Below are 24,024 nucleotides of genomic sequence, written 5' to 3' on the forward strand. Positions count from 1 at the left end.
CGCGACCTTCGCCGCGCTCTGCGCCGTGGCGTTCGCCGGCGGCCCCGGGGCCCAGACCTTCGTCACCGACTACGGCCGCACCGTCGCCACCGGCGCCCCGGCCGTGCTGATCCTCCTCGCCCTGCCCGTCATGCCCTTCACCGAGCAGTACGCCCGGGAGGAGGCACCCCCGGCCGCGTGGGGAACGGCCGCCTTCAAGAAGACCAACCCGCCTCTTCTCCGCGGCCTGGGGCGGGGTCTTCGCCCTGACGACCCTCGCCCACCTCCGCGCCCGGCACACCCCCCGGCCCGCGTAGCCGCTACACGTCCCGTACGTACACCCCCGCACGCGCGGCCACCGCCGCAGCCGCAGCCGCGCGGTCGGCGGCGCCCTCGTCGAGGGGGAGGGCGGTGGTCAGGAGACGGTAGTAGAGGGGGGCGGACGCCGCGCGGATCACCTCGTGCGGATCGGTCCCCTCGGGCACCTCGCCGCGGACGGCGGCCTGCTGGACGCACGGCGCCCACTCGTCGACGCGGACGGCGTAGAACCCGTGGAGGGCCTCCGCCGCCTTCGGGTCGCAGGTCGCGGCCGCGATCACCGCCTTGAACAGGGCCCCTTGCCGGGGGTCGGCGAGCGTCCGCCGCACCAGCCGGGTGTTGGCCGTCAGGTCCCCGAGCAGGGAGCCGGTCTCCGTACGCGGCACGGACTGCTGGGCCATGTCCAGCAGCAGGTCGGTCACGAGGCCGGTGACCGTGCCCCACCGGCGGTAGACGGTCGTCTTCCCGACCTCGGCGCGGCGAGCGATGTCGGCGAGGTCCAGATGGGCGAAGCCCCGCTCGGCCAGGACGTCCCCGGCGGCCGTGAGCACCGCCGCCCGCACGCGCGCGGTGCGCCCTCCGGGCCGGGTGGTCCCGGGTTCCACCTCAGCCCCGCCCTCGTCACCGGTCTCCCCCGCGGCCTCCGAGAACTTCATAACGGGACTCCTGTTCCATTAATGGCGATGGCTTGTTACGCTGGGGCCATCTTAACGGAACTGCGGATCCATTAGCTGGCTCTGCGGACGAAGAGGGGACACGTCATGGAGTACAGGCAGCTGGGTGCGTCCGGACTTCAGGTGCCGGCGCTGAGCTTCGGCGCCGGGACCTTCGGCGGACAGGGGCCGCTCTTCGGAGCCTGGGGCACGACGGGCGTCGACGAGGCACGCCGCCTCGTGGACATCTGCATCGAGGCCGGCATCACGATGTTCGACACGGCCGACGTCTACTCCGGCGGCGCGTCGGAGGAGGTGCTGGGGGCCGCGCTCAAGGGCCGCCGGGACCAGGTGATCATCTCCACCAAGGCGGGCCTGCCCATGGGAGACGGCCCCTCTGACGCCGGCACCTCCCGCTCCCGCCTGATCACTTCCGTCGACGCCGCCCTGCGCCGCCTCGACACCGACTACATCGACCTCTTCCAGCTGCACGCCTTCGACGCCCGGACTCCCGTCGAGGAGGTGCTGTCCACCCTGGACGACCTGGTCCGCGCCGGGAAGATCCGCTACCTCGGCGTCTCCAACTTCTCCGGCTGGCAGGCGATGAAGTCCCTCGCCACCGCCGAGCGGCACGGGCGGCAGCGCTACGTCGCCCACCAGGTCTACTACTCCCTCATCGGCCGCGACTACGAGTGGGAGCTGATGCCGCTCGGGCTCGACCAGGGACTGGGCGCGATCGTCTGGAGCCCCCTCGGCTGGGGCCGCCTCACCGGCAAGATCCGCCGGGGCCGGCCGCTGCCGGCCGGCAGCAGGCTCCACGACACCGCCGACTACGGCCCGCCCGTCGAGGACGAGCACCTCTACCGCGTGGTCGACGCCCTGGACGAGATCGCCCAGGAGACCGGCAAGGCCGTCCCGCAGATCGCCCTGCGCTGGCTGCTCCAGCGCCCGACCGTGTCCTCCGTCATCATCGGCGCCCGCAACGAGGAACAGCTGCGCCAGAACCTCGGCGCCGTGGGCTGGACCCTCACCCCCGACCAGATGGCGAAGCTCGACGCCGCCAGCAGGCGGACGGCCCCGTACCCCTACTTCCCGTACGAGCGGCAGGAGGGCTTCGCCCGGCTCAACCCCCCGGTGGTCTAGCGGGAACGCGGCGCGGTGCGCGCGGCGCCGCCGGGACGCCGTCAGCAGCGGCGGGTCTGGTACGGCACGGGGGCGGGGGCCGGTTCGGGCGGTGTCGGGCACCGGCTCAGGGCAACGAGGAGGGTCAGCGCGATTCCGCCTGCCACGACGAAGAGCGCGGTGCTGATCCCCTCGGCGGTGGCGATCCGAAGCCGTTCCCCGGAGAGGCCGTCGAGGCCGACGGTCGCGACCAGGACGAGGACCGCGAGGCCGACGGCCGCGCCCGCGCCTGAGCCGGTCGAGGCAATGCCGGAGGCGATGCCCTGTTGCCGGTCGGGGACTCCGGTGGCCGCGGCGATGAACATGGTGGTGAAGACCACCCCGTCGCCGATGCTGAGTGCCACGAGGCCGGGAACGAGTCCGGTGTACGTGCCGTTCGGTGAGATCGCGAGGCCGAGCCCGACCGCACCGAGCGCCCCGACGGCCAGGGCCGCGGCCAGGGTACGCCTGAGGCCGAACCGGGTCACGAGCTGGCCCGCGGTCGTCGAACCGGCCACCACCACGGCCGTGGGGAGGAGGAAGCCGGCGCCGGTCTGCAGAGCGTCGTAGCCGAGGATCTCCTGGAAGTAGACGGACAGGAAGTAGAGCACGGAGCCGAAGGTCGCCATGAACATGAAGGCGATGACGACGCCGGTGACCAGGTTGGGGTTGGACAGCAGCCGGGGCGGCATCAGCGGGTCGGGGCTGCGCCGTTCGATGACGAAGAAGGCTCCGACCAGCAGCAGGCCCGCCACCGCGCTCACCAGGATGCCCGGCGACAGCCAGCCCGATCCGGGGCCCTCCACGAGGGCGAACACGATCAGCGTGACACCGAGCGAGAAGCTGAGCGCGCCGGGCAGGTCGAACCTGCGGCCCTTCTCGCGTTCCCCGTCCCGGGGGATCGCCACGAAGGCGAGCAGCAGCGCGGGGCCGGCCAGGGCGACATTGACGAAGAAGACGGCTTCCCAGCCGAACGCCTGCGTCAGAACCCCGCCGAGCAGCACACCGATGACGAGCCCCGCCGCGCCCGACCCTCCCCAGATCCCCAATGCGCGGTTGCGGGCGGCGCCTTCGACGAACGTGGTGTTGATGAGGGCCAGGGTGGTGGGGAAGACGAGCGCTCCGCCGAGACCTTGGATCGCGCGGGCGGCGAGGAGCATCCCGGGGCTGGTCGCGAGTCCTCCCGCGAACGCCGCCCCGGCGTAGAGCGCGAGGCCGGCGGCCAGGACGCGGCGGCGTCCGATCAGGTCCGCGGCGCGCCCGCCGAACAGGAGGAAGCCGGCCGAGGCCACCGCGTAGGCGCTGATGACCGACTGGAGCGTCTGCGCGGAATAGCCGAGGTCGCGTGCGATGTCGGGGAGCGCCACGACCACGATGTACTGGTCGAGGGAGACGATCAGCATGGCGAAGGACAGGAGCACCAGCGTCGCCGTCTGACGGTTCCAGCCGAGGCCGCCAGGCGCGGACGAGGTCTCTACGGGTCCCAAGGCAGCACTCCTGATCGTCGGTCAAGTCTGCGCTGACGGCCTGCCGGGAAGTCCTTCTGCCACGGGCGGGCCCGCCGGGAAGGACGGGCGGTTCCCAAGATCCTAGACATCTCGCCCTCACCGAACCCGTCACGACCCACGCCCGTCGGACGCCTGTCGTCTTCACCGCTCGAAGACCGGGCCCGCTTGGCAGGCCCCCGTCTCCCGATCCAGGGCGGCCGACGACGGTCAAGGCTGAAGCTCTGGAGTTCCTCAAGATGCGCTTGGCGAGCCGCCCCTGCGGAACATCTACCTCAGGCAGATGCGAACCGACCGGGGGTGGAAGGAATGGAATACCTGGTGGGCCTGGGGATCGTCATCGTCGTGCTGTTCATCGCGGCGGTACGGGCAAGCGGAAGGAACGGGCCCCGGGGAGGCCGGTCCGGGGGAGGCCGGTCCCGGGGAGGCGACGGCGGTCACGGCTGTGGCGGCGGATCGTCCTGCGGTGGTGGCGAATGACGCAACGACCCACGACCGGCCCACCGGCGCTGAACCGCTGTAGCGACCTGCCGGACAGGGAGCTGGGTGGAACAGGTCGGGCCCGTCGAAAAATACTTCGACATCGGTCGCGTGATCGGGGACGCTTCGCGCGATGACCAGAATCGACGACACACCGCCCGCGTGGGACGAGCGCACCCAGCTCACCACGTTTCTCGACTACACACGTGACACCGCCCGCGCCAAGTGCGATGGCGTCTCCGCGGAGAACGCCGGCAAGGCGCTCCTGCCGGGCTCACCGCTGATGACCCTGAGCGGATTGATCAACCACCTCCGCTGGGTCGAGTACTACTGGTTCCAGGTGGTCTTCCTCGGCGAGGAAGACCGGGGCCCCTGGACCGATGAGGACCCCGACCGCGAGATGCGTATCGCCGTCGACTTCCCGCTCACGCAGTTGCTCGACGAATACGCCGAACAGAGCGCCCGCTACCGCGAACTGGTCGCCGGGAACAGTCTGGACACCCCGGCCAAGGGAGCCGTCCGCGACGGTCTCCATGTCGACCTGCGCTGGATCCTCCTCCACCTCACCGAGGAGACGGCCCGCCACAACGGCCACCTGGACATCCTGCGCGAGATGCTCGACGGCCAGACCGGCAACTAGATCCAGCGGGCCTGACTAGGAAGGCCAGGGGTCGCCCGCCGCTCGGGCATGGAGGTGTTCGTCGTGCCACCCGTCAGCATGGAGCAAGGCACTGCGCATGGTTCCCTCCAGCGGGAAGCCGGCCTTTGTCGCGATCCGGCAGGAACCCGCGTTGTCCACGGAGTGGGTGATGCGCAGCCGGTGGAGTCCGAGATCCTCGATCGCCCAGCGGCTGACCTGGACGACGGCGTCCGCCATCACTCCCCCGCCACGCCCTGCGGGCAGCAGCCAGTACAGGAACTCGCCCTGGCCGCCCCGTAGGTCGAGGTCGGCGAGGCCGATCAGTCCCACCGCTTCCCCGCCCGCACCGGGAGCGATGGCCCAGATGGCGGCGGCTTCGCTCTCCCAGCGACGGCGCCACTGCTCGATCCTCTCGCGGGCCCCGTCCTCGGTCAGGGGACCCGGGCGGTTCCAGTGCTGGATGTCCGGGTCGAGGCACGACCGGGCGAGCACGGCAGCATCACCCGCCTCCCAGGGGCGCAGTTGCATGCCCGTGCTCGTCCGGAACACGGGCTGCTCGCGCCGGCTCATCGTGCCGGTGGCGACCACCGGCGGTATCGAGTTGATCATCCATCCATTGTCCGTGCTCGCATGAGCCGGGTGCCGGCCGGGCGCCGGGTGGCGTCACCGTGCCGGTCTGCCGGGCGGGGATCACCGAAGCCGTGGTCCGCCGGCCGGCGTCCGTCCTGGCCGCGAGGTACGACACGCGCATGCCGTCGGGTGTACGCGCTGCCCCGCGCTCGATCGCGTCTCAGGCGCCGGTGGACGCGCGCCGGATCGCGGCCAGCGCGCGCCGCACGTCGTCGTCGGTCGTCGACCAGTTGCTCACCGAGACGCGCATGACGCGCCTCCCGTGCCAGGTGGAGCCGCTGATCCACACCGTGCCGTCGTCGAGCAGCCGGGCGAGTACCCGTTCCGTGCGCGCGTCGTCGCCGAACGAGGCGCAGACCTGGGTGAAGACCACGTCGTTGAGCACGGTCGCGCCGTCGATCGCGGAGATGCCGGCGGCGAACGCGCGGGAGTGCCGGCACAGCCGGTCGACGAGGTCCGCGACGCCCGACCGGCCCAGGGACCTGAGTGCGGCCCACACCGGGAAGGCCCTGCCGCGCCGGGAGAGCTCGGGGACCTTGTCGACCGGGTCGCCGTGCTCGTGCTGGATGAGGTAGTCGCCGCGCAGGCCCATCGCCGCCCGGAGCGCGCCCGGGTCGCGCACGATCGCCAGGCCGCAGTCGTAGGGGACGTTCAGGGTCTTGTGGGCATCCGTGGCCCAGGAGTCGGCGTACGCGCAGCCGTCGGTCAGGTGCGCGTAGGTCGGGGAGGCCGCCGCCCACAGTCCGAAGGCCCCGTCGACGTGCACCCACGCGTCCGCCTCGCGGGCGGTACGGATCGCCTCGGCGAAGGGGTCGAAGGCGCCGGAGTGGATGTCTCCGGCCTGGAGGATCACGACCGTGGGGCGGTGTTCGCCTGCGGCCAGGGCGTGCCGCAGGGCCTCGGGGTCGACGCGTCCCTGGTCGTCGGCCCGCACCAGTTCCGGTCGGCCGAGCCCGAGGTAGCGCAGCGACAGGTCGATGGCCATGTGGCGGTCCTCGCCGGCGATGACGTGTACGGCGGGCCCGCCCGCCAGTCCGTCGCGGGCGGTGTTCCAGCCGGCGCGCCGCAGCACGGTGTCGCGTGCGGCGGCGAGGCAGGTGAAGCTGGCCATCGTGGCACCCGTGGTGAACCCGACGGCGCTGCCGCCCGGCAGGCCGAGCAGATCGAGCAGCCATGCGCCGGCGACCTCTTCGGCCGCCGCGTACGCGGGTGAGGCGGCCCGCATCACGGAGTTCTGGTCCCAGGCGCTGACGAGCCAGTCCGCGGCCAGCGCGGCCGGTTCGGTGCCGCCCACCACGAACCCGTAGAAGCGACCGCCGGGAAACGCGGTGAGCCCCGGCTCACAGGCCGTGGCCAGCAGGTCGACGACGTCGGCGGGGACGCTGGGGCCGTCGGGCAGTGCGGTACCGAGCGCGCGCACGATCTCGTCGACCGAGGCGCGGGCGGGAACCCGGCGCTCGGACAGGCTCGCCAGCCAGCGGACGGCATGGTCGTGGGCCCGTCGCAGCGCCGCCTCGCGCGCGTCCATACCTCGGACTATGGGACAGCCGCCGGGGCCGCGCAACCGCCGCGACCGAGGGCCTCGTGCCCGAGGGCCGGCAGGGGGCCGGCAGGGGGCCGTCGCGGACGGGCCCCGGCCCGTGGCCGTGGTGGGGAGCCCCTACGCGTCGTCCCAGGCCATGGAGCTCATCCTCCAGCCGGCCGGCGTGCGGACGAACTGGGTGGTCTTGCGGCCGTATCCTTCGAACCGTTCGCCGTCGAGGATTCCGGACTTGCGGTATTCGCTGAACCGGTGGGCTATCGACCCGAAGATCTCGGTACGCTCGGCGACCTCCCATTCGGAGAACTCCGTCAGCGTCCCGTCGGTGAGGATCTTCTCCCGGGGTTCGATGAACGCGTCGAGGTCGTAGACCACGGGTTCGTTCCCGACATTGCTGATGATCATTCCTTGTGGAACGAACACCTCGCGGACGGCGTCGAGGTTCGGCCGGCCGCCGCCGGTGTTGGTGAACGCACCGAGGAACGCGCGCATCAGCCGGTCGAGTTCGGCCTTGACGTCATCAGCATCGGGTGCTCCTTCCGCCGGGGGCCACTCTTCGGAGAGGACCGCCCAGATCTCGCTGTCGCGCCGCACGCCCCGGTACGTGGAGTGCTGCCGCAGCACGCCCTCGCGGGTCATGCCGAGGCGTCGAGCGGTTTCGATGCTGCGGGTGTTGCCCGCGGCGGCCACCCACTCGACCCGGCTCATCCCGCGTTCCCGGAAAGCCCAGCCGATCAGCGCACGGCAGGCCCGGGTCACCAGCCCCCGGCCCGCGCCGGCCTCCTCCAGCCAACAGCCGATCTCGCACACCCCCGAGGCACTGTCGAAGCGGGTGAACATGACCCCGCCGACCAGCGTGCCGTCCAGCCAGATCCCGTAGATCCGGGCGGTGTCCTCGGCCTGCTTGCCGGCGTACCGCTGTAGGACGGCCGTGGCGGAGGCGAGGTCGGTGCTGAAGGTCGCCCAGGGTATCCAAGGGTCCACGTTGGGCCGCGCGCGGTCGACATGGGCGAGGAACTCCTGCGCGCGCCAGGGCTCCAGGGGGCGGAGCTGAGCATGGTCGCCGAGCGGTATCGCGAACACGGAGCCTCGTTCCCTGGGCGGCAATGGTACGTAACGAGCGTTCGGTACGTAAGATAGCAGCATGCCGCCCGCACCTGGAGACCGTGAAGCCCGCCGCGAGGACGTGTCCGAGGCGGTGTGGGACGTGCTCGCCGACAAGGGGTTCGGCGGGCTGACCCTGCGAGCCGTCGCCGCCGCGATGGGCGTCTCGACCGGGATGCTCATGCACTACTTCCCGACCAAGCGGGCGTTGCTCGCGCACGCCCTGGACCTGCTGGAGAAGCGCACCGCGGAACGTCCCCGCCGCGAACGTCCAGCCGAGGGGCTGGCCACCGTGCGGGCCATGCTGCTGGACGTCCTGCCGCTGACCGCGGACGACACCGCCCGCAACCGGATCTGGGTCAGCTCCTGGGATCTGGCCCTCGCCGACGACGGGTTGGCCACGGACCAGGCCGACCGCTACACGCGGATGCGCGCGGCGATCCGCCCGCACTTGCGAGCCGCGCGCGGCATGGGCGAGCTCCCGGCGGCCGCCGACCCGGAGCAACTCGCCGCCACCGCCGTCGCGTTCACCCACGGACTCGTCGTCCAGGCCCTCTTCGACCCCGGCCGGTTCCCCGAGGACGTACAGATCGCCATGCTCGACGACTTCCTCGCGTCGCTCGCGCGGACCGGGCCCGGCGCCGCGACCGGCAGGCCGGTCTCCGGCATGTGAGGCAGTCCGCACCGCCCGGCCCGAACGTGGTTCACGCGGTTCCCGCGCCAAGGCGCCGGGGCGCCGAGGCCCCCGTTCCGCGGTGCTCCGACGGAGGCTCGACCGGCTACCCCGTTCGGCGGCAATCCCGCGTCGTTCGCGAGGCCCTCGCGTCCCAGCCGTCAGAATCACCGATCGGTGAGAGGATCCGGCACACCCCAGGAGGCGAACGGCGTGGAGCTCTCTCGGCGCGATCTCATGAAGGGGGCCGCCGCCGGCGGGCTCCTGCTCGGGTTCCCCGGGCTCACCGTGCAGTACGAGGCCCTGGCCTCACCACCGTCGAGACCCCTGGCCGAAGCCGTCGCGCAGGCCTGCGCCCGCCTCGCCGACCAGGGCTGGCGCACGCTCCTGCGTACCGTCACCCGCGGCGTCCTGGACATCGGCGCCCCCGATCTGGCCGCCGAGCTGGCCAAGCCGGTCCACGCGGTCGACCGCACGGTGCCCGGCTTCGGGGACTTCGCACCCGCCCTGCCGGCCCGTGGCATCGAGCCGGGCAACCCGGCGCGGAGCCTGCTGTACCACGCCTTCGCCTCGGCGGCCGTACTCACCGACGGCCAGGGCCGCGCGCTCGGGGCGTTCCCCACCCTCGCCGAGACCGAGGCCGTCGAGAACTACGTCTACGGAGTCCGCCCGCCCACCCTCGACGGGCTACGGGAGCTCGCCGGGGACAACCCCCTCGGCGTCATCGTCTTCGCCCTCGACTACCGCGACGCGACGGGCTCCGTCCACGGCCGCCACGCCGACCTCTGCTTCTCCCGGACCGGCATCACCCGTATGGGCACCACCGGGCCCCGCTACGACGCCCGGGGCCGCCAGTTCGCCTCCCTCGACCCGCAGCAGCCGTTCGTCTTCCACACGGTGCCGCAGCGCTTCGCCCCGTACCTCGCCATGCAGGTCACCGGCGCCGACAGCAGGCGCTTCGGGCCCCGGAACATCGTGTCCGGCGACGACGAGCGGACCTTCTGGGTACCGCTGCACAAGCTGTTCCCCGGCCGGGAGTGCGTCGCGGGCCTGGACCTGTCCCTGTCCCTCGACTCCCGGATGGTCAACGAGAAACTCAAGCGGATGCACCTCTTCCTGCGGGAGCAGGGCTATCCGACCGAGTGGACCGGCAAGGACCTGAACGCCTTCCCCTTCACCATCCGCGACGACAAGATCGCCGCCCTGCTCCCCGCGCAGCAGGCCCACGGCTCGGGCGTCCTCGCCCCGCAACCGCACGCCTTCGCCAACCGGGCCCGGTTCGCGGGTGAGTGGCTGTCCTTCAACGTCTCCTCCGACCTGGTCCAGGATCCGGGCATCCTGTACTTCTCCTCCGTCCAGCTCATCCCCGGCGCGGTCGAGACCGAGCCGACGTACGCGCAGGGCGCCGCCCCCGACAACGACCGGCGCTCCCCCGAGTACGTGAACATCCGCCACCGCCTGCACGACGACGGCCGGCTGGAGGACCTCAACCTCAACCCGGACATGGACGCCATCATCCGCAAGGGCGGCTACCGGGCCCAGCACTGGATCGACTTCGCAGGGGACGGCTTCGTCTCCGTCCGCTGCCCGCAACTCGCGGCGGAGATCGACACCTTCAAGCCCGCCTTCTGCAGCGTCGCGCCCCCCGACTTCTTCCCTCACGTCAACCAGCACGACCTGGCCTCGTGGTGGCGCACCTCCGTCCCCGCGGAGACCCGGGACGCCCTGTGGGCCGTACCGCCGCGCCCGCTCTCCGAGTTCCGCTTCGCGGGCGACATCACCCTCCCCAAGGGCTTCGACATCTACGACGACACCCTCACCGCGGTGGTCGGGCAGCCCGCGCCCGGCGAGCCGGTGGCCCGCCCGCTGCCCGACGACGCCCGCGGCCGGTACACGGGCCTGCCGGACGCGGCCGCCGGGGTGACCGACCCGGGCTGGGAGGTGAGCCAGGGGCTGGTCTACAACGAGCCCGGCGCACCGCTCCAGCGCTACATGCAGGCGTACAGCCTCGGCACGCCCTTCCTGGAGGACGCCAAGCTCTGCGCGGCACTGGGCAGTTACTGGCCGTCCGTGGCGCCGGACGCGACGCGGACCTTCACCCCGCTCAAGGACGCGCCCGGCTTCCCCTACCCGTGGCCGACGATCGTGCCGCTGACCGATGCCGAGATCGGCATGGAGGAGGTCCGCGGACTGGGCCGGCTGCCGTGGGACGGGATCCGGGGACCCGAGGTACGGACCGTCGGCGGGCGCGCGGTGGTCGCGTACCAGGACATCGACCGGGCCGACTACATCACCACCCAGGACCGGCTCACCGCGCACCTCACCGCCCGTGTGGACCTCGCCGAGACCAAGGCCCGGGTGCTGGCCATGTCGGCCGTCTACTGGAGCCTCGGCATCCACGACCCGGAGTTCGTGACCCGGTTCGGGGACCGGGCGGTGATCGAGATCCTGAAGGCCAAGTCGGCGTGGGCCGTCCTGTCGTTCCTCACGGTGGAGGCGGGCGACGCCGGGCTCGGGGAGGCCGAACGGGCCGCCGGAGGCAGCCTGGCCGGACCGCGGCGGTACCGGTTCCGGATCTACCGGCCCGGGGCCGAGAGCCGCGACCCGGACGACATCCAGAAGGTGCTGGTGGAGATCGCCGAGGACGTCACGGCCTACACCGACGGCCGTACGGTGCTGCTGCGCAGGGACGGAGGCCCGTGGACGCGCGACACCTCGATCCCGACGCCGGCACCGACGTCCTGATCGCCGGGGCCGGCCCCGCCGGATGCGCGGCGGCGATCGTCTGCGCGTCCGCCGGGCTGCGGACCGTCCTCGCCGAACGCCTGGCCGGACCCGTGGCCCGCCCGGGCGAGGCCCTGCACCCGGGCGCCGAGACCCTGCTGGCCCGGCTGCTGCCCGGCGGATTCGCCGACGCCGTCGGGGCCCGGCACGAGGGGATCACGGTCGGGTGGGGCACGGAGCCCCGGTTCGAGCCGTTCGGACGGGACGGGAGCGGGCCCTGGCGCGGCTTCCAGGTGGACCGCCGGCGGCTGGACGCGCTGCTGCTGGACCGGGCCCGGGAGGCGGGCGCGGAGGTCCGCCTCGGCTGCCGGGTACGGGAACCGGTGGTGGAGGGCGGTGCGGTGACCGGGGTCCGGCTGGGCGGTACGGCCGCGCCCCTGCGCGCCCGTACCGTCATCGACGCGACGGGCCGTGCCCGCTGGCTGAGCCGCGCCCTCGGCCTGAGCGCCCCGCCGCGCTCGCCCCGGCTGCTGATCCGGTACGGCTACGCGGCCGGGTCCTGCCCGCAGCGGGACGCGGCTCCGGCCATCACCGCGGACCGCGCCGGCTGGACGTGGACGGCGCGGGTGGGCCGGGCCCGGTACCAGTGGATGCGGCTGGACTTCGTACCGGAGCAGGGGCGGCCGCGCGGTGGGCCCCCGCAGGAGTTCGCGGGCCTGCTGCCGGAGGGTCCGCCCCGGTCCGCGGACGTCAGCTGGCGGCTGTGCCCGAGGGCCGCGGGGCCGGGCTGGTTCGTGGCCGGGGACGCGGGCGCCCTGCTGGACCCGGCCTCGTCCCACGGGGTGCTGCGGGCCCTCATGTCGGGCTGGACGGCGGGCTCGCTGGCCGCGGGGGTCGCGGGGCGGGCCCTGGAGGAGGGTGAGGCGGCCGGGATGTACGGGCGCTGGCTGCGGGAGGGAGCCGAGCGCGACATGGCCGAGCTGTCCGCCCGTTACGCCGAGCTCGGCGCCCACGGGTTCGGCTGACGCGCCCACGGGTTCGGCCGACGCCCTCGCGGGGCGGCCGTGGACGGTAGGGCGGCGCCGAGGTGCGTCATCCGCTCGTGCGTCGGGGGTTTCGACAGCCCGCGTACCCTTTTGCCTGTGTCAGCCTCCCGCCTGCATCGCGTCGCCGTCCTCGTGCTCGAAGGGGCGAAACCGCTCGACGTCGGCATTCCCGCGCAGGTCTTCGCCACCCGGGCGAGCATGCCGTACGAGGTACGGGTGTGCGGGGCGGCGCCCGGCCTGGTGACCGGCGGCGACGGCCTGTCGTACTCGGTGTCCCACGGGCTCGGCACACTCGCGTGGGCCGACATCGTCTTCGTCCCCGGCTACCGCTTCCCGGACCGCGACGACCCCCCGCCGGCCGTGATCGACGCGCTGATCGCCGCCCACGACCGGGGAGCGCGGCTCGCCGCCATCTCGACGGGGGCGTTCGCGCTCGCCGCCACGGGTCTGCTCGACGGCAAGCGCGCCACGACCCACTGGCATTACGCACGGGCACTCGTGGCGAAGCATCCGCTCGTCCGGCTCGACGAGAACGTGCTGTTCGTCGACGAGGGCAGCGTGCTGACCTCGGCCGGCGCCGCCTCGGGCATCGACCTGTGCCTGCACATCCTGCGCCGCGACCTCGGTGTGGCCGCGTCGAACCACGCCGCCCGGCGCCTGGTGGCGGCGCCCTACCGCAGTGGCGGCCAGGCGCAGTACGTGCCGCGCAGTGTGCCCGAGCCGCTCGGCGAGCGGTTCGCCGCCACCCGCGAGTGGGCGCTGCACCGTCTCGGCGAGCCCCTGACCCTGGAGGCGCTCGCCGACCACGCGGCGGTGTCGCCGCGTACCTTCTCGCGGCGCTTCGCCCAGGACACGGGGTACACGCCGATGCAGTGGGTGATGCGGGCCCGGATCGACGTGGCCCGTGAGCTGCTGGAGCGTTCGGAGCGGAGCGTCGAGCAGATCGCCTCCGACGTAGGCCTCGGCACGGGCGCCAACCTGCGGTTGCACTTCCAGCGCATCCTCGGCACTACGCCGAGCGAGTACCGGCGCACCTTCACCCAGGGCAGGTAGCCCGCGCCACCCACCACCTGCGAGATCGTTCTGGTGAGATCGTTTTGGCGAGATCCTTTTGAACCGTGGCAATCTCGCCGCTGTCACGGGCGGGTGCCCGGGGCGAACCTGGTGGTGAACAGAAGGGGACACCGCTCATGACTCGTATCGCCATCAACGGTTTCGGCCGCATCGGACGCAATGTGCTGCGCGCACTGCTCGAACGTGAAAGCGACCTGGAGGTCGTCGCCGTCAACGACCTCACGGAGCCCGCGACCCTCGCACGGCTGCTGGCCTACGACACCACGGCCGGCCGGCTCGGCCGCCCGGTGACCGTGGACGGGAACGCCCTGGTCGTCGACGGCCGGCGCATCGCGGTGCTGGCCGAGCGGGAACCGGAGCAGCTGCCCTGGGCCGAGCTCGGCGTCGACATCGTGCTCGAGGCGACCGGCCGCTTCACGTCGGCCGAGGCCGCTCGCGGCCACGTCAAGGCGGGCGCGAAGAAGGTCCTCGTCAGCGCGCCGTCGGACGGCGCCGACGTCACGCTCGCGTACGGGGTCAACAGCGACGCGTACGACCCGGCGCTGCACACGATCGTCTCGAACGCCTCGTGCACGACCAACGCCCTCGCACCGCTGGCCGCGGTACTCGACGAGCTCGCCGGCATCGAGCACGGCTTCATGACGACGGTGCACGCCTACACGCAGGAGCAGAACCTGCAGGACGGTCCGCACCGCGACGCCCGCCGGGCCCGCGCGGCCGCCGTCAACATCGTGCCGACCACGACGGGCGCAGCCAAGGCGATCGGCCTCGTGCTGCCGAACCTGGACGGCAAGCTGTCGGGCGACTCGATCCGCGTGCCGGTTCCGGTGGGCTCGATCGTCGAACTCAACACGACCGTCGCCCGCGACGTGACGCGCGACGACGTGCTGGCGGCGTACCGCGCCGCGGCGCAGGGCCCGCTGGCCGGCGTACTGGAGTACTCGGACGACCCGCTCGTGTCGTCCGACATCACGGGCAACCCCGCCTCGGCGATCTTCGACTCCGCTCTCACCCGCGTCGACGGCCGCCACGTCAAGGTCGTCGCCTGGTACGACAACGAGTGGGGCTTCTCGAACCGCGTGATCGACACCCTCACGCTCCTCGCCACCGGCTGAACCGGACGCCGCGGCGGACCCGCGGTACCGCAGCGCGCTGCCCCCGTCCGGCTTCGGCCGGCCGGGGGCAGCGGCATGGGGCGTCCGTCCCGTACGGGGCCGCGCGGCGGCATCGCGGGACCGTGACGCGCTAGCGGCGTGCGTCCACCACCGCGAGGAGCTTGCCGCTGGTCGGGCTGCGGTCCAGCGACGCGCCGTCGACCGGCTCGACCACCAGGTCCAGCAGCCGCTCGCCCACCGCCGAGCCGAGTTCCGGGTAGCCGGCCAGGAAGACCTCCCGCAGCCGCTCCGGATCCGTCGACGCGGCCCGTTCCACCCGTACGGTCAGCCGCTCGCGCGTGTCCGTACCGTCGAGGCGGATCTGGAGTTCGCCGCGGTGGCCGCCCTGTTCCTCGGCCAGGGCCAGGAAGCGGCGGTGGTTGAGGAAGTACGTGGCCACCCGCATCACGTCACCGGTGCGCCCCCGCAGCTCGAAGCGGGGCGCGTGCCGGCCGCAGGGGCAGCGGCCCGGGATCTCCCGGCCGAGGTCGCCTATCAGGTACCGGCCCAGCTGCTGGCCGCGCCGGGCGTGGGTGGTGAAGACCAGCCGGCCGGTCTCGCCCGGGGCCACCGGCCGGTCCTCGGCCAGGTCCAGGATCTCCATCGTGTGCAGGTCGGCGTGCAGGTGGTGGACGCCGCCCGTGCTCTCGGTGCACTGGTATCCGAGCGGGCCGAGGTCGGTGCTCCCGTAGGTGATCGAGCGGATGGTCTCGATGCCGAACGTGTCCTTCAGGGTGCGCTGCTGCTCCTGGGTGAAGTGCTCGCCGCCGTAGAAGACCTTGCGCAGGCCGCCGTACGCGCGCAGGGCGTCCGCCTCCGCGTGCAGCAGCTGCCACAGGTAGGAGGGCATTCCGAAGAGGGTGTCGGCCCCGTGGTCGATGATGGCCCGGGCCGTCGCCCGGTGGTCCGGCCCCGCGGAGAGCGGCAGTTGTACTCCGCCGAGTCGTTCCAGTACGGAGAAGAAGCTGATGAAGCTGCCGTACATGCCGCCGCAGTAGAAGAGGTTGGCGGTGCGGTCCCCGACCGGGTCGTAGCCGGCGGCGAGCAGGCCGCGGGCGGCGGCGTGCATCTGGGTGTCGTAGTCGTCGTAGCTGAAGACAGACAGCGCCGGCGCGCCGGTGCTGCCGCCGCTGCGGAAGTACAGCTCGGCATCGGCCCGGGCCAGCTGCCGGGCCGGTTCCTGTACGTCTTCCTTGCCCAGCAGCGGGCCTTCGGGCTGCGGCAGGAGGACGGGCCGGGCCAGGTCGTCCAGGCAGGCGGTGGTGGCGAAGCGGGCCGGGTCGGCCTGGACCGCGACGCGGCGGCTGTAGCGCTGCAGGGCGTAGACACCGTCGTGCGGCTCGCCAGCGTAGCTGTCCAGCATGGCGCCGACCGGTGTGACGCGGGTGACGCCCGCGGCCAGGGCGGTGCGCGACAGCTCGGCGATGTCCGTGCGGCTGCCCGCGAGGCCCGCGGTCTGGAGGTAGCGGCGCATCGGGCGCAGGGTGGCCATCAGCCGCTTGCGGGGCAGCGGCTTGACCCACACGCTGCGGTGCAGCGGCGAGGCGGTGAGCGGGGAGCGGGTGTCGGCCATGACCCGCCACGAGCCGTCGGGCGCGGCGAACACGCGGGTCAGGCCCAGGTGTTCCTCCAGCCGGGCCACCAGCTCGGTGGTGGTCAGCTCGGCCTCCTCGGCGGGATCCGGCTCGCCCGCCGAAGCGGCGGTCACGGCCGGCGGCCGGGCGCCGAGGACCGCGGCGAAGCGCTCGGCGAAGGCGAACACCTCGCCCTCGTCCTCGGTGTCGAGGTAGACCACCTGGGGGCTGGAACACGCCTGCTGCTCGTGCAGGCACACGTCGTCCGCGAGGGCTTCGAGCGTGCCGGCGTCCGACCAGGCGTCGCTCGTCAGGTAGGCGAAGGAGATCCGGTGCCCCCACTCCACCAGCCGGCAGCCGGCCGGCACATGGGCCGCCACCCCTTCGACGGCGCCTTCCCCGCCCCATACGGCGACGGCGTCCGCGGGCGCGCACATCAGGCGCAGCCAGTCCTGTCGGGAGGACGGGAAGCGCAGGACGATGACCCGCGCGGCCAGTGCGCCGCTGGGGTCCAGGGCCGCGAGCTCGGCCATCAGGTGCTGGGTCAGGAGGGTGTCGGCGCTGCTGGTCTTGAGGATGTTGACGTTTCCGGCGAGCAGGCCTTCGACGACGCTCAGCGGCGCGACCGTCGCGGCGTTGCCCGGGGCGATGTGGGCGACCAGGCCGACGGGCGCCCACGCCTCGTAGACCGTCTCGCGCGGATCGGCCCGGTTCAGCCGGCCGGGAGTGGCGCTGCCGAGTTCCCGGCGCAGCTTGCGGGTCAGCTCCCGGCGGCCGAGGAGCCCGCCGAGTTCGGCCAGGACGGCCGGGTCCTCGCCGTCCGGCAGGTGCGCGGCGAGCCGGGCGTGTACCGGGTGGGCGGGGTCGCACAGGGCGGTGGCGAGGGCGTCGCAGGCGGCCAGGACGGTCTCGGTATCCAGCCCCTCGGCCAGCGCGGCCTCGACGGCGGCCGGCAGGTCGGCGAGGCGGCGCCCGGCCTCCTCGTCGCCGACGAAGGCGCCCTGCCAGTAGTGGTGCGCGGCGCCTTCGCCGTGCTGTTCGTACGCGGTCTCCGTCACGGTCACGCCATGCCCTTCATCAGTTCCGCTGCGGCCACCGCGCAGCTGCGGTTGCGGCTCACCCCGGCACGGCCGTGGACGGTGAACCAGGGGGTCTGCAGCTCGCACCCGCAGGCGTCGCCCGGCTGGAGGGAGGCGAGGTCGCCCATGACCACGCTCTGCGCCGGTACGGAGGTGATGTACGGCGATACGAGGTGCAGGTAGCCCCGCTCCCCGTACGGCAGGGGTTCGAGCGTGCGGGTGGAGCGGATCGTCACCCGGGACCAGACGGGGGCGTGCAGCCGGTGGTGGTCGCACTCGATGTACGGGATGCAGTGCTCCACCGACCCGAAGGTGTCCCGGATCCGCTCGCCCGGGATGCCGAGCTGCTCGGTGACGCGTGCGTACAGCTCCTCCTTGCCGATGCGCCGGTCGGCGTGCCCCTTCCAGCCGCCGCCGAGGACGACGAGGGAGCCCTCGGGCAGGCGCAGCGGAGGCAGTCCCATGGCCCGCATCCGCTCCAGGGTGAAGAAGAGGAAGGCCGGGAAGCCGAGGATGCGGACCGGGGCGTCCTCCCGCTCGAAGCGGCGCAGTGCGGCGATGCAGCCGAAGGGGTCGAACTCGTGGTCCGCGCCGGTGTTGCGCAGCGCGTACTCGACGCTGCGCGCCGGGGCGAAGTCGCACAGGTAGTTGTCGGTGAAGGCGGTCCCGAGGTTCAGGGAGGGGGCCGGTTCGTAGCTGTACAGGAGGTAGTTGACCTCCTGGTCGGGGGTGATCCAGCCGTTGCGCTCGAAGATCCTGGCGACCATGCGCTGGGCGGAGCGGATGGTCCAGTGGTCGAAGAACATCTGCGACTTCTGGCCGGTGGTGCCGGAGGAGGTCAGGTGCAGTTCGACGTCCTCGGGCGGGACGGAGAGCACCTCGTGGCGCTTGAAGAAGTTCGCGTGGACGAGCGGGGCGCGGTACGGCTCCGCCGCGGGAGTCTCCTCGTACAGGGAGCGGAAGAACGGGGAGCGCTCGGTGTGCCAGGCGTTGGTCTCCGCCATGGCGGCGGCGAACAGTTCGTCCTGGGCGGGCCCGAAGGCGTACGGGTCGGTCAGGTCGCACAGCTGTTGTACGTGCGGCAGGAGGGCCGGGTCGGGTACGGCGACCGGCGCGAGATGGGGGTTCATGAGGCAACCTCGGATGATGTGGGCAGGTGCGTCGACGCCCAGGCCGACACGTAGCAGTCCAGATAGGGCTGGAGGGGCGGTTCGACGGCGACGCCGCGGAAGTCGATGCGCTCGCTGGAACGGGACAGGACGGCGTAGTCGTGGAAGCCGTCGCCGTCCGCGCGCATGGCCGGATAGATGGCTCCGGCGACGAACCCCTGGGACAGGAAGGCCGAGAGGGCCTCCAGGTGCGCGAGCGGCACCAGGGCCTCGACGTAGCCGGCGCCGGCGCGGGCCAGGGCCCGGGTGACGGGTTCGAGGTACGCGGCCGCGGCGGCGGGGTCGGGGTGGGCGGTGAGCAGGGAGCAGTACCCTCCGGCGCGGTTGAGGTAGGCGTAGACCTCGAACCGGCCGTCCTCGGGGGTGAGCAGCACGTTCGGGGTGTGCAGCGGGTAGAACCAGCCCTCGGCGCCGGGGAACCGCTCGCGGAAGCGTCGTCGGACGAAGGCCGGCGCCTCGATCATCTCCAGCCGTTCCACGGCCCCTTGCGGCTCGGGCGCCGGGAGCGGACCGGCGGCGGCCCGGACGCCGGGGAAGCCGATGTCCAGTGCGGCCTCGGTGGTGCGCAGCAGCGGCAGGAGCGGGGCGGGCACTTCGGTGACGGGGATCCGCCGGTCGAGCACCCCCGCGGAGTGACGCGCGTAGAGCGCGAGGCTTTCGCGGCTGCGGAGATCCACCGCGTTGGGCAGGATGCCGAGCGGGCGGAAGCCGTTGCGCGCGACGACGCGCTGCGGGCCGGCGCTGACGGTGCGCACGGTCGCGTACACCGAGTCCAGCCGCCCGGTGTCCAGCATCCCGGCGCACAGTGCCTCGGTCAGGGCGGCGGCCAGGCCCGCCGAGCGGTGCCCGGGGTGCACGGCGATGCCTTCCAGGCGGCCGATGCGGCTGCCCGCCTCGCCGTGGATGGCGGCGGACGCGGTCAGGGCGCCGGTGTCGGCGCAGCGGCCGACGAGCCACAGGGAGTGCGGGTCTTCGATGAGCCGGGCCATTTCGGCCGGGTCGGTGCCGAGGGCCACGGGGTAGTGCGGTCCGTAGACGGCGTAGTAGAGCTGGCGCAGTTCGGCGATGTCCGCGCAGACGGCCGGGGTGATGACGGGGTTCACCGCTCGCCTCCGACGGGTTCCACGGCAGCCGGGGCGGGGGCAGGGGACCCGAGCAGGGCCAGCGCGCAGGCGGCGGGGAGCAGGCCGATGCCCTGCACCAGGCACAGCGTCCGGGGCGAGAGGAAGTCGCCGGCGAAACCGAACACCAGGGACGCCACCGGCAGGGAGGCGCCCAGTACGGCCTGCATCACGGCGAAGAAGCCGGGCTTGTCATCCGTCGGCACCAGCCGCTGGAAGAGGGCCACGAAGCGGACGCTGACGGCCCCGGCGCACCAGCCGGCCACCACGAGGCAGCCCGCGATGACCAGGCGGTGCGCGACCAGCCCGGGCAGCACCAGGGCGAGGGCCATCAGGCCCAGGCAGTAGGCGCCGGCGACCGTGGGCTTGCCCGGTACGCGGGTTCCGGTGAAGGCGCCGATGAGCGCGCCGGCGCCCAGGGAGGCCTCCAGCAGTGCCACGGTGCCGCCACCGCCCATCAGGACCGAGCGGGTGTAGAGGGGGATGACGACGAACACGGCGGCGGTGAAGAGGTTCGCCGCGGTGAAGCAGATCAGGATCCGCCGTACGTAGGGCAGTTCACCGAGGATGCGGCGCAGGGTGCGCCGCTGGGGTGCGGCCGCCGGGTCGGACCCGGTGACCGGGTCGGTCGCGCTGGCCGGGTCCGTCGCGGCGCCGCGGAAGCGGGCGCTCGCGACGAGCACGGTGGCGCCGAGGTAGGCGGCGGCGCAGCCGGCGGCCAGTCCGGCCACGCCGGCCCGGTCGACGGTCAGGGCGCCGAGCAGCGCTCCGCCGAGCCCGGCCAGGGACTGGGTGGACAGTTCGAAGCCGGTGGCCGTCTCGATGTCGGCGTCGTCGACGAGTTCGGGCACCGAGGTCGTCAGGCAGGGGTCGAAGAACGCCTGGCAGGTGGCCAGGGCGAGCCCGGCGGCGTACACCGTGGCGAGCGGCAGGCCCCCGCCGTACGCCCCCAGTGCGAGGGCCGCCGAGGCGGCCCCGGCCAGGGCGGCGGAGGTCCGCAGGACCGAGCGGTGGGCGAACCGGGCGACGGCCCCGGCGACGACGGGCGCGAGCGCCACGGCGGGCAGCGTGCAGGCCGCCATGAACAGCCCGGAGGCCAGACCCCGGGCGTCGTGCACGGCGTAGGCGACGATCCACCAGGACACGCCGACCTGGAACATGCGTACGGCGGCCTGGGTCAGGACCTGACCGAGCCATACGGCGCCGAAGGCGCGGTTGCGCAGGATCAGCGGAGCACGTCGGCCGGCGGCCCCGGTCTCCTCCGCTGCCACGGGTGCGGCGGTCATGCGGTCGGCCTCTCGTCGAGGACCCGGACGAGCTTGCCCGAGCGCGGGTTGACGGCGAGGTCGCGGTGGCGCGCCCACTCCACGGACAGCGGGTGCACGAACCCGGCGCGCACGCTGTCCGGATACAGCGGCCGTACGGTCTCCAGCTCCCTGACGACGGCCTCGGCCAGTTCCTCCCGGCCGTGGTCACCGGGGGCCGTGGCCAGTCGCAGGACGAGCCCGTCGCGGCCGTCCCAGCGGCGGACGACGAGCTGCATGCCAACCACGTGCCCCGCGGTGTCTGCCGCGGCCACGGCGTCCTGGGCGTCCTGGGTGTAGAGGGAGACGGGCCCCACGCGTACGCCCTCCTCCGCTCGGCCGAGGATCCGGAAGTGGCCGGGTGCGGTCCCGGTCCACTCGGCCCGGTCGCCGGCGGGGTAGCGGATGATCGGCATGAGGCGGCGGAAGAGGCTGGTCACGACGACCCGGCCGGGCCTGCCCGGTTCGGTGATGGGCTCGTCGGTGGAATCGTCGAGGATCTCGACGACCGAGTACGGGGTGAACGCCCGGTGCACCCGGGCGTCGGATCCGGGTACGGGGCGGCCGAGCAGTCCGGCGTCGACGCTGGCGTATCCGACGGAACGCACCTCGGCGCCGGGGAACGCGGTCGCCAGCAGGCGCCGCTGGTCGTCGAAGAGGGCCTCGCCGCCGAAGAGGAGCAACTCCACCGAGTCGAGCCGGACACCGCAGGAGATGGCCTGTTCGGCGAGACGGCACAGGGTGGTGGGCGTGCCGGTGAGTACCTGGGCGGCGAGGTCGCGCAGGGTGGGGATCGTCGACTCGAGCGGTGCGCCGCCTCCGATGGGGAGGCGGACGTTGTCCACGGGGGCGTGGGCGAGCGAGTCGAGGACGAAGAGGAAGCTGGCGTACAGCTCGCCGGCGTAGAAGAGATCGGCGACGCGGTGTCCCGGCCGCAGACCCGTGTCCACGAGTCCCTGGCCGAAGGAGGTGACGAACGTGCGCCACTCGTCGCGCGTGTAGACGGAGAACTTGGGGGACCCGGTGGTGCCGCCGGTCTTGTAGACCGTGGCTTCGCTGAGCGGGCCGGTCAGCACGCGGCTGTCGTCAAGGGTGTTGGCCGCCCAGAACTCCTGCTGGTCGACCACCGGCAGGTCGGTGAGGCGGTCGGCGTGCGGCGGCAGGGACGCGTAAAGGTCCCGGTAGAAGGGCGAGTTGTGACGGGCGAAACGTATGAGGTCCGAGAGTTGCTGGGCGGACATGGGCCTTTGCCTAGGTGACGGAACGGGACGGGAGGCACGGCGCGGCGCGGCGAGAGCTCGCCTGCGGGTCGGCCGGTGTGAACGGGGGACCCCCCGGCGCCCCCGCCTCCTCGACGCACGTCTAGAGCTGACGTGCGGTCACGATGATGAAACATCAGTGCGCTTGTCACCAAATTGGGAAAATATTTCCGGCCAGTGAGGCTGCCTGCACCGGTTTCTCGTCCGCGGGTGACGCCGTCTCCATCGCGGTCGAGGCGACCTCCGCAGCCGCGGCCGCCGGTGAGGGAACCGCGGCGCCCTGTTCGCCCTCCCACAGGGCGGACCTGAGGGAGGCTGTGATGACGAACGGTGCGGACGGGACGGGCTCGAAGCGCCCGAGGGAGATCGAGGCCGCGTGGGCACTGACCCTGGCGGCCGTCGTGGCGGAGCCGGCGGTCTGGCTGCTCGGTGCCTTCGTGGTGCCGCCCACCGGACTGGACGAGCTGACCGAGTTCGCCGGGCGGAGCGCGGCGAACGCCCAACTCGCCTTGAGCGCCTGCGTACTGGCCGCCCTTCTCGGCGGCTGGCTGTTCCTGGCGGTGCGGATGCGGGCCGGGCGCGGCTGGGCCCGGGCCGTGCTGACCTTCGTGGGCGCCGTGTTCCTGCTGTTCCTGGTCGGCGGTCTGGGCACGGACGGTGTGGGGCCCGCGTGGTGGACCGCGTTCGACGCCCTGCCGGACCTGCTGGCCGCGGCCGCCGTCGTCCCGATGTACCTGCCCCGGGGGCGCGCCTACTTCTCGGGTCGGCCGCGCATCGCCGCCTGACCCACGCCCCCCGGGCAAAAAGGTGGTGCGGTTTCGATGCGGGTGTGGTGCCGTTGTGGTGCGTATTCGATGACAGGAGAGGTCCGACGTCATCAACCGGGCCGTGCTGCTGCTCGGCTTCATCGAGAGCGAGCGCGCCAAGGGGCACGACCTGATGATCCGCGACACCGCCGGGAACCTGGAGCGCATTCACATCATTTGAGCCCGTCGCCCGGGGTGTCGGGCTGCGGAGCGCGCGAAAGCGTGGCGCAGCCCGATACCCCGCGCCCGCCCTAGCGGGGGTCTTCGAGCCAGCCCTTGTAGGAGGTGGGGGCCGTACGGGCGTCGGGGCCGGCGATCAGGACGTCGCCGTCGACGGCCGCGAACATGCCCGCCTGCTCGTCCGTGACGACCGTGCGGGGATCCTGCCGGGTCGACAGCGTGAGGCGTCCGAGCTCGTCCAGGGGGAAGACGTCGGGGCCGGCCACGTCGAGCGTGCCGTTCAGCGGCGGGCCGGTGGACACGTCGGCCAGCGCGTCGACCACGTCGGCCGCCGCGATGGGCTGGACCCGGGTGGAGGGCAGCCGGACGGTGCGGTCGTCGGCGGTCCAGGACATGACCGCGTCCATGAACTCGAAGAACTGGGTGGCGCGCACGATCGAGTACGGGGTCGGCCCCTGCTTCAGCAGGTCCTCCTGGAGCGTCTTCGCCCGGTAGTAGTCCAGCTGCGGCACCCGGTCGACCCCGACGATGGACAGGATGACCTGGTGGCGGACTCCGGCGCGCTCCCCCGCCGTCAGCAGGTTCCCCATGGTGGTGCGGAAGAAGGCCGGGGAGGCCTCGTCGAACGTGGGCGAGTTCGTCACGTTGACGACCGTGTCCGCGCCGTCGAGCGCCGGGTCGAGGCCCGCGCCGGTGAGCAGGTCGACTCCCGTCGACAGGGACGAGGCGACGGCCTCGTGCCCGGCCTCGCGGAGCCTGGAGACGAGCTGGGAGCCGATCAGCCCGGTGCCGCCGATGACCGTGATCTTCATGACCGTGCCCTTCCGTGAATCGAGCGCCGCATCCCGCGC

The 24,024-nt window shown here is 72.9% G+C and carries 19 protein-coding genes; 8 read left to right on the forward strand and 11 right to left on the reverse strand.

The window, feature by feature from the left end; all coding sequences use genetic code 11:
- Nucleotides 1–299 precede the first annotated feature (299 nt).
- Nucleotides 300–953: a TetR/AcrR family transcriptional regulator gene (locus ACZ4TG_RS00605; RefSeq protein WP_468159075.1), complete on the reverse strand. Its 654-nt coding sequence runs from the start codon at nt 951–953 to the stop codon at nt 300–302.
- Nucleotides 954–1,058: 105 nt separating this feature from the next.
- Between ACZ4TG_RS00605 and ACZ4TG_RS00610 the strand changes: the two genes are divergently transcribed.
- Nucleotides 1,059–2,093: an aldo/keto reductase gene (locus ACZ4TG_RS00610; protein WP_468159076.1), complete on the forward strand. Its 1,035-nt coding sequence runs from the start codon at nt 1,059–1,061 to the stop codon at nt 2,091–2,093.
- Nucleotides 2,094–2,134: 41 nt separating this feature from the next.
- On the opposite strand, the gene ACZ4TG_RS00615 is transcribed toward ACZ4TG_RS00610, so the two are convergent.
- Nucleotides 2,135–3,598 (reverse strand): MFS transporter, encoded by a 1,464-nt coding sequence (locus ACZ4TG_RS00615; RefSeq protein ID WP_468159077.1) that lies wholly within the window; start codon nt 3,596–3,598, stop codon nt 2,135–2,137.
- Between the two features lie 631 nt (nt 3,599–4,229).
- Between ACZ4TG_RS00615 and ACZ4TG_RS00620 the strand changes: the two genes are divergently transcribed.
- A complete protein-coding gene (locus tag ACZ4TG_RS00620) occupies nt 4,230–4,736 on the forward strand; it encodes a DinB family protein (RefSeq protein ID WP_468159078.1) in 507 nt (168 codons plus the stop codon).
- 15 nt (nt 4,737–4,751) lie between these two features.
- Here the strand turns inward: ACZ4TG_RS00620 and ACZ4TG_RS00625 are convergent, their stop codons facing one another.
- The 3 genes from ACZ4TG_RS00625 to ACZ4TG_RS00635 all read right to left on the reverse strand — a co-directional run bounded on the left by ACZ4TG_RS00625 (nt 4,752) and on the right by ACZ4TG_RS00635 (nt 7,989).
- A complete protein-coding gene (locus ACZ4TG_RS00625) occupies nt 4,752–5,345 on the reverse strand; it encodes a GNAT family N-acetyltransferase (RefSeq protein WP_468159079.1) in 594 nt (197 codons plus the stop codon).
- A 181-nt stretch (nt 5,346–5,526) separates the two neighbouring features.
- Nucleotides 5,527–6,894, reverse strand: a complete 1,368-nt coding sequence (locus ACZ4TG_RS00630) for a pyridoxal phosphate-dependent decarboxylase family protein (RefSeq protein WP_468159080.1) — start codon at nt 6,892–6,894, stop codon at nt 5,527–5,529.
- 132 nt (nt 6,895–7,026) lie between these two features.
- Nucleotides 7,027–7,989, reverse strand: a complete 963-nt coding sequence (locus ACZ4TG_RS00635) for a GNAT family N-acetyltransferase (protein ID WP_468159082.1) — start codon at nt 7,987–7,989, stop codon at nt 7,027–7,029.
- 61 nt (nt 7,990–8,050) lie between these two features.
- Here ACZ4TG_RS00635 and ACZ4TG_RS00640 point away from each other — a divergent pair, with 61 nt between their 5' ends.
- From ACZ4TG_RS00640 to gap, 5 genes are all read left to right on the forward strand, one after another.
- Entirely contained in the window at nt 8,051–8,683 is a 633-nt protein-coding gene (locus ACZ4TG_RS00640; protein ID WP_468159083.1) for a TetR/AcrR family transcriptional regulator, read from the forward strand.
- Between the two features lie 213 nt (nt 8,684–8,896).
- Entirely contained in the window at nt 8,897–11,428 is a 2,532-nt protein-coding gene (locus ACZ4TG_RS00645; protein ID WP_468159085.1) for a twin-arginine translocation signal domain-containing protein, read from the forward strand.
- A complete protein-coding gene (locus ACZ4TG_RS00650; RefSeq protein WP_468159086.1) occupies nt 11,383–12,432 on the forward strand; it encodes an NAD(P)/FAD-dependent oxidoreductase in 1,050 nt (349 codons plus the stop codon). The genes ACZ4TG_RS00645 and ACZ4TG_RS00650 overlap by 46 nt, the downstream gene beginning before the upstream one ends.
- A gap of 117 nt (nt 12,433–12,549) precedes the next feature.
- On the forward strand, nt 12,550–13,506 hold the full coding sequence (locus tag ACZ4TG_RS00655; RefSeq protein WP_468159087.1) for a GlxA family transcriptional regulator: 957 nt from the start codon (nt 12,550–12,552) through the stop codon (nt 13,504–13,506).
- Nucleotides 13,507–13,643: 137 nt separating this feature from the next.
- Entirely contained in the window at nt 13,644–14,642 is a 999-nt protein-coding gene (gap, locus tag ACZ4TG_RS00660) for a type I glyceraldehyde-3-phosphate dehydrogenase (protein WP_468159088.1), read from the forward strand.
- Between the two features lie 130 nt (nt 14,643–14,772).
- On the opposite strand, the gene ACZ4TG_RS00665 is transcribed toward gap, so the two are convergent.
- The 5 genes from ACZ4TG_RS00665 to ACZ4TG_RS00685 are packed head-to-tail and all read right to left on the reverse strand — an operon-like array spanning nt 14,773 to nt 22,169.
- A complete protein-coding gene (locus ACZ4TG_RS00665) occupies nt 14,773–17,319 on the reverse strand; it encodes an acyl-CoA reductase (RefSeq protein WP_468159090.1) in 2,547 nt (848 codons plus the stop codon).
- Complete coding sequence (locus ACZ4TG_RS00670) at nt 17,316–18,464, reverse strand: LuxE/PaaK family acyltransferase (RefSeq protein ID WP_468159091.1); 1,149 nt, start codon at nt 18,462–18,464, stop codon at nt 17,316–17,318. The genes ACZ4TG_RS00665 and ACZ4TG_RS00670 overlap by 4 nt, the downstream gene beginning before the upstream one ends.
- A complete protein-coding gene (locus tag ACZ4TG_RS00675; RefSeq protein WP_468159092.1) occupies nt 18,461–19,606 on the reverse strand; it encodes a GNAT family N-acetyltransferase in 1,146 nt (381 codons plus the stop codon). The genes ACZ4TG_RS00670 and ACZ4TG_RS00675 overlap by 4 nt, the downstream gene beginning before the upstream one ends.
- Complete coding sequence (locus ACZ4TG_RS00680; protein WP_468159093.1) at nt 19,603–20,910, reverse strand: MFS transporter; 1,308 nt, start codon at nt 20,908–20,910, stop codon at nt 19,603–19,605. Before ACZ4TG_RS00680 ends, ACZ4TG_RS00675 begins: the two co-directional genes overlap by 4 nt.
- On the reverse strand, nt 20,907–22,169 hold the full coding sequence (locus ACZ4TG_RS00685; protein ID WP_468159095.1) for a phenylacetate--CoA ligase family protein: 1,263 nt from the start codon (nt 22,167–22,169) through the stop codon (nt 20,907–20,909). The genes ACZ4TG_RS00680 and ACZ4TG_RS00685 overlap by 4 nt, the downstream gene beginning before the upstream one ends.
- 338 nt (nt 22,170–22,507) lie before the next feature.
- Here ACZ4TG_RS00685 and ACZ4TG_RS00690 point away from each other — a divergent pair, with 338 nt between their 5' ends.
- Complete coding sequence (locus tag ACZ4TG_RS00690) at nt 22,508–22,972, forward strand: hypothetical protein (protein WP_468159097.1); 465 nt, start codon at nt 22,508–22,510, stop codon at nt 22,970–22,972.
- 272 nt (nt 22,973–23,244) lie between these two features.
- Here the strand turns inward: ACZ4TG_RS00690 and ACZ4TG_RS00695 are convergent, their stop codons facing one another.
- On the reverse strand, nt 23,245–23,985 hold the full coding sequence (locus tag ACZ4TG_RS00695) for an SDR family oxidoreductase (RefSeq protein ID WP_468159099.1): 741 nt from the start codon (nt 23,983–23,985) through the stop codon (nt 23,245–23,247).
- Between the last annotated feature and the right edge of the window lie 39 nt (nt 23,986–24,024).

It is taken from the genome of Streptomyces sp. NPDC028314 (assembly GCF_055565795.1).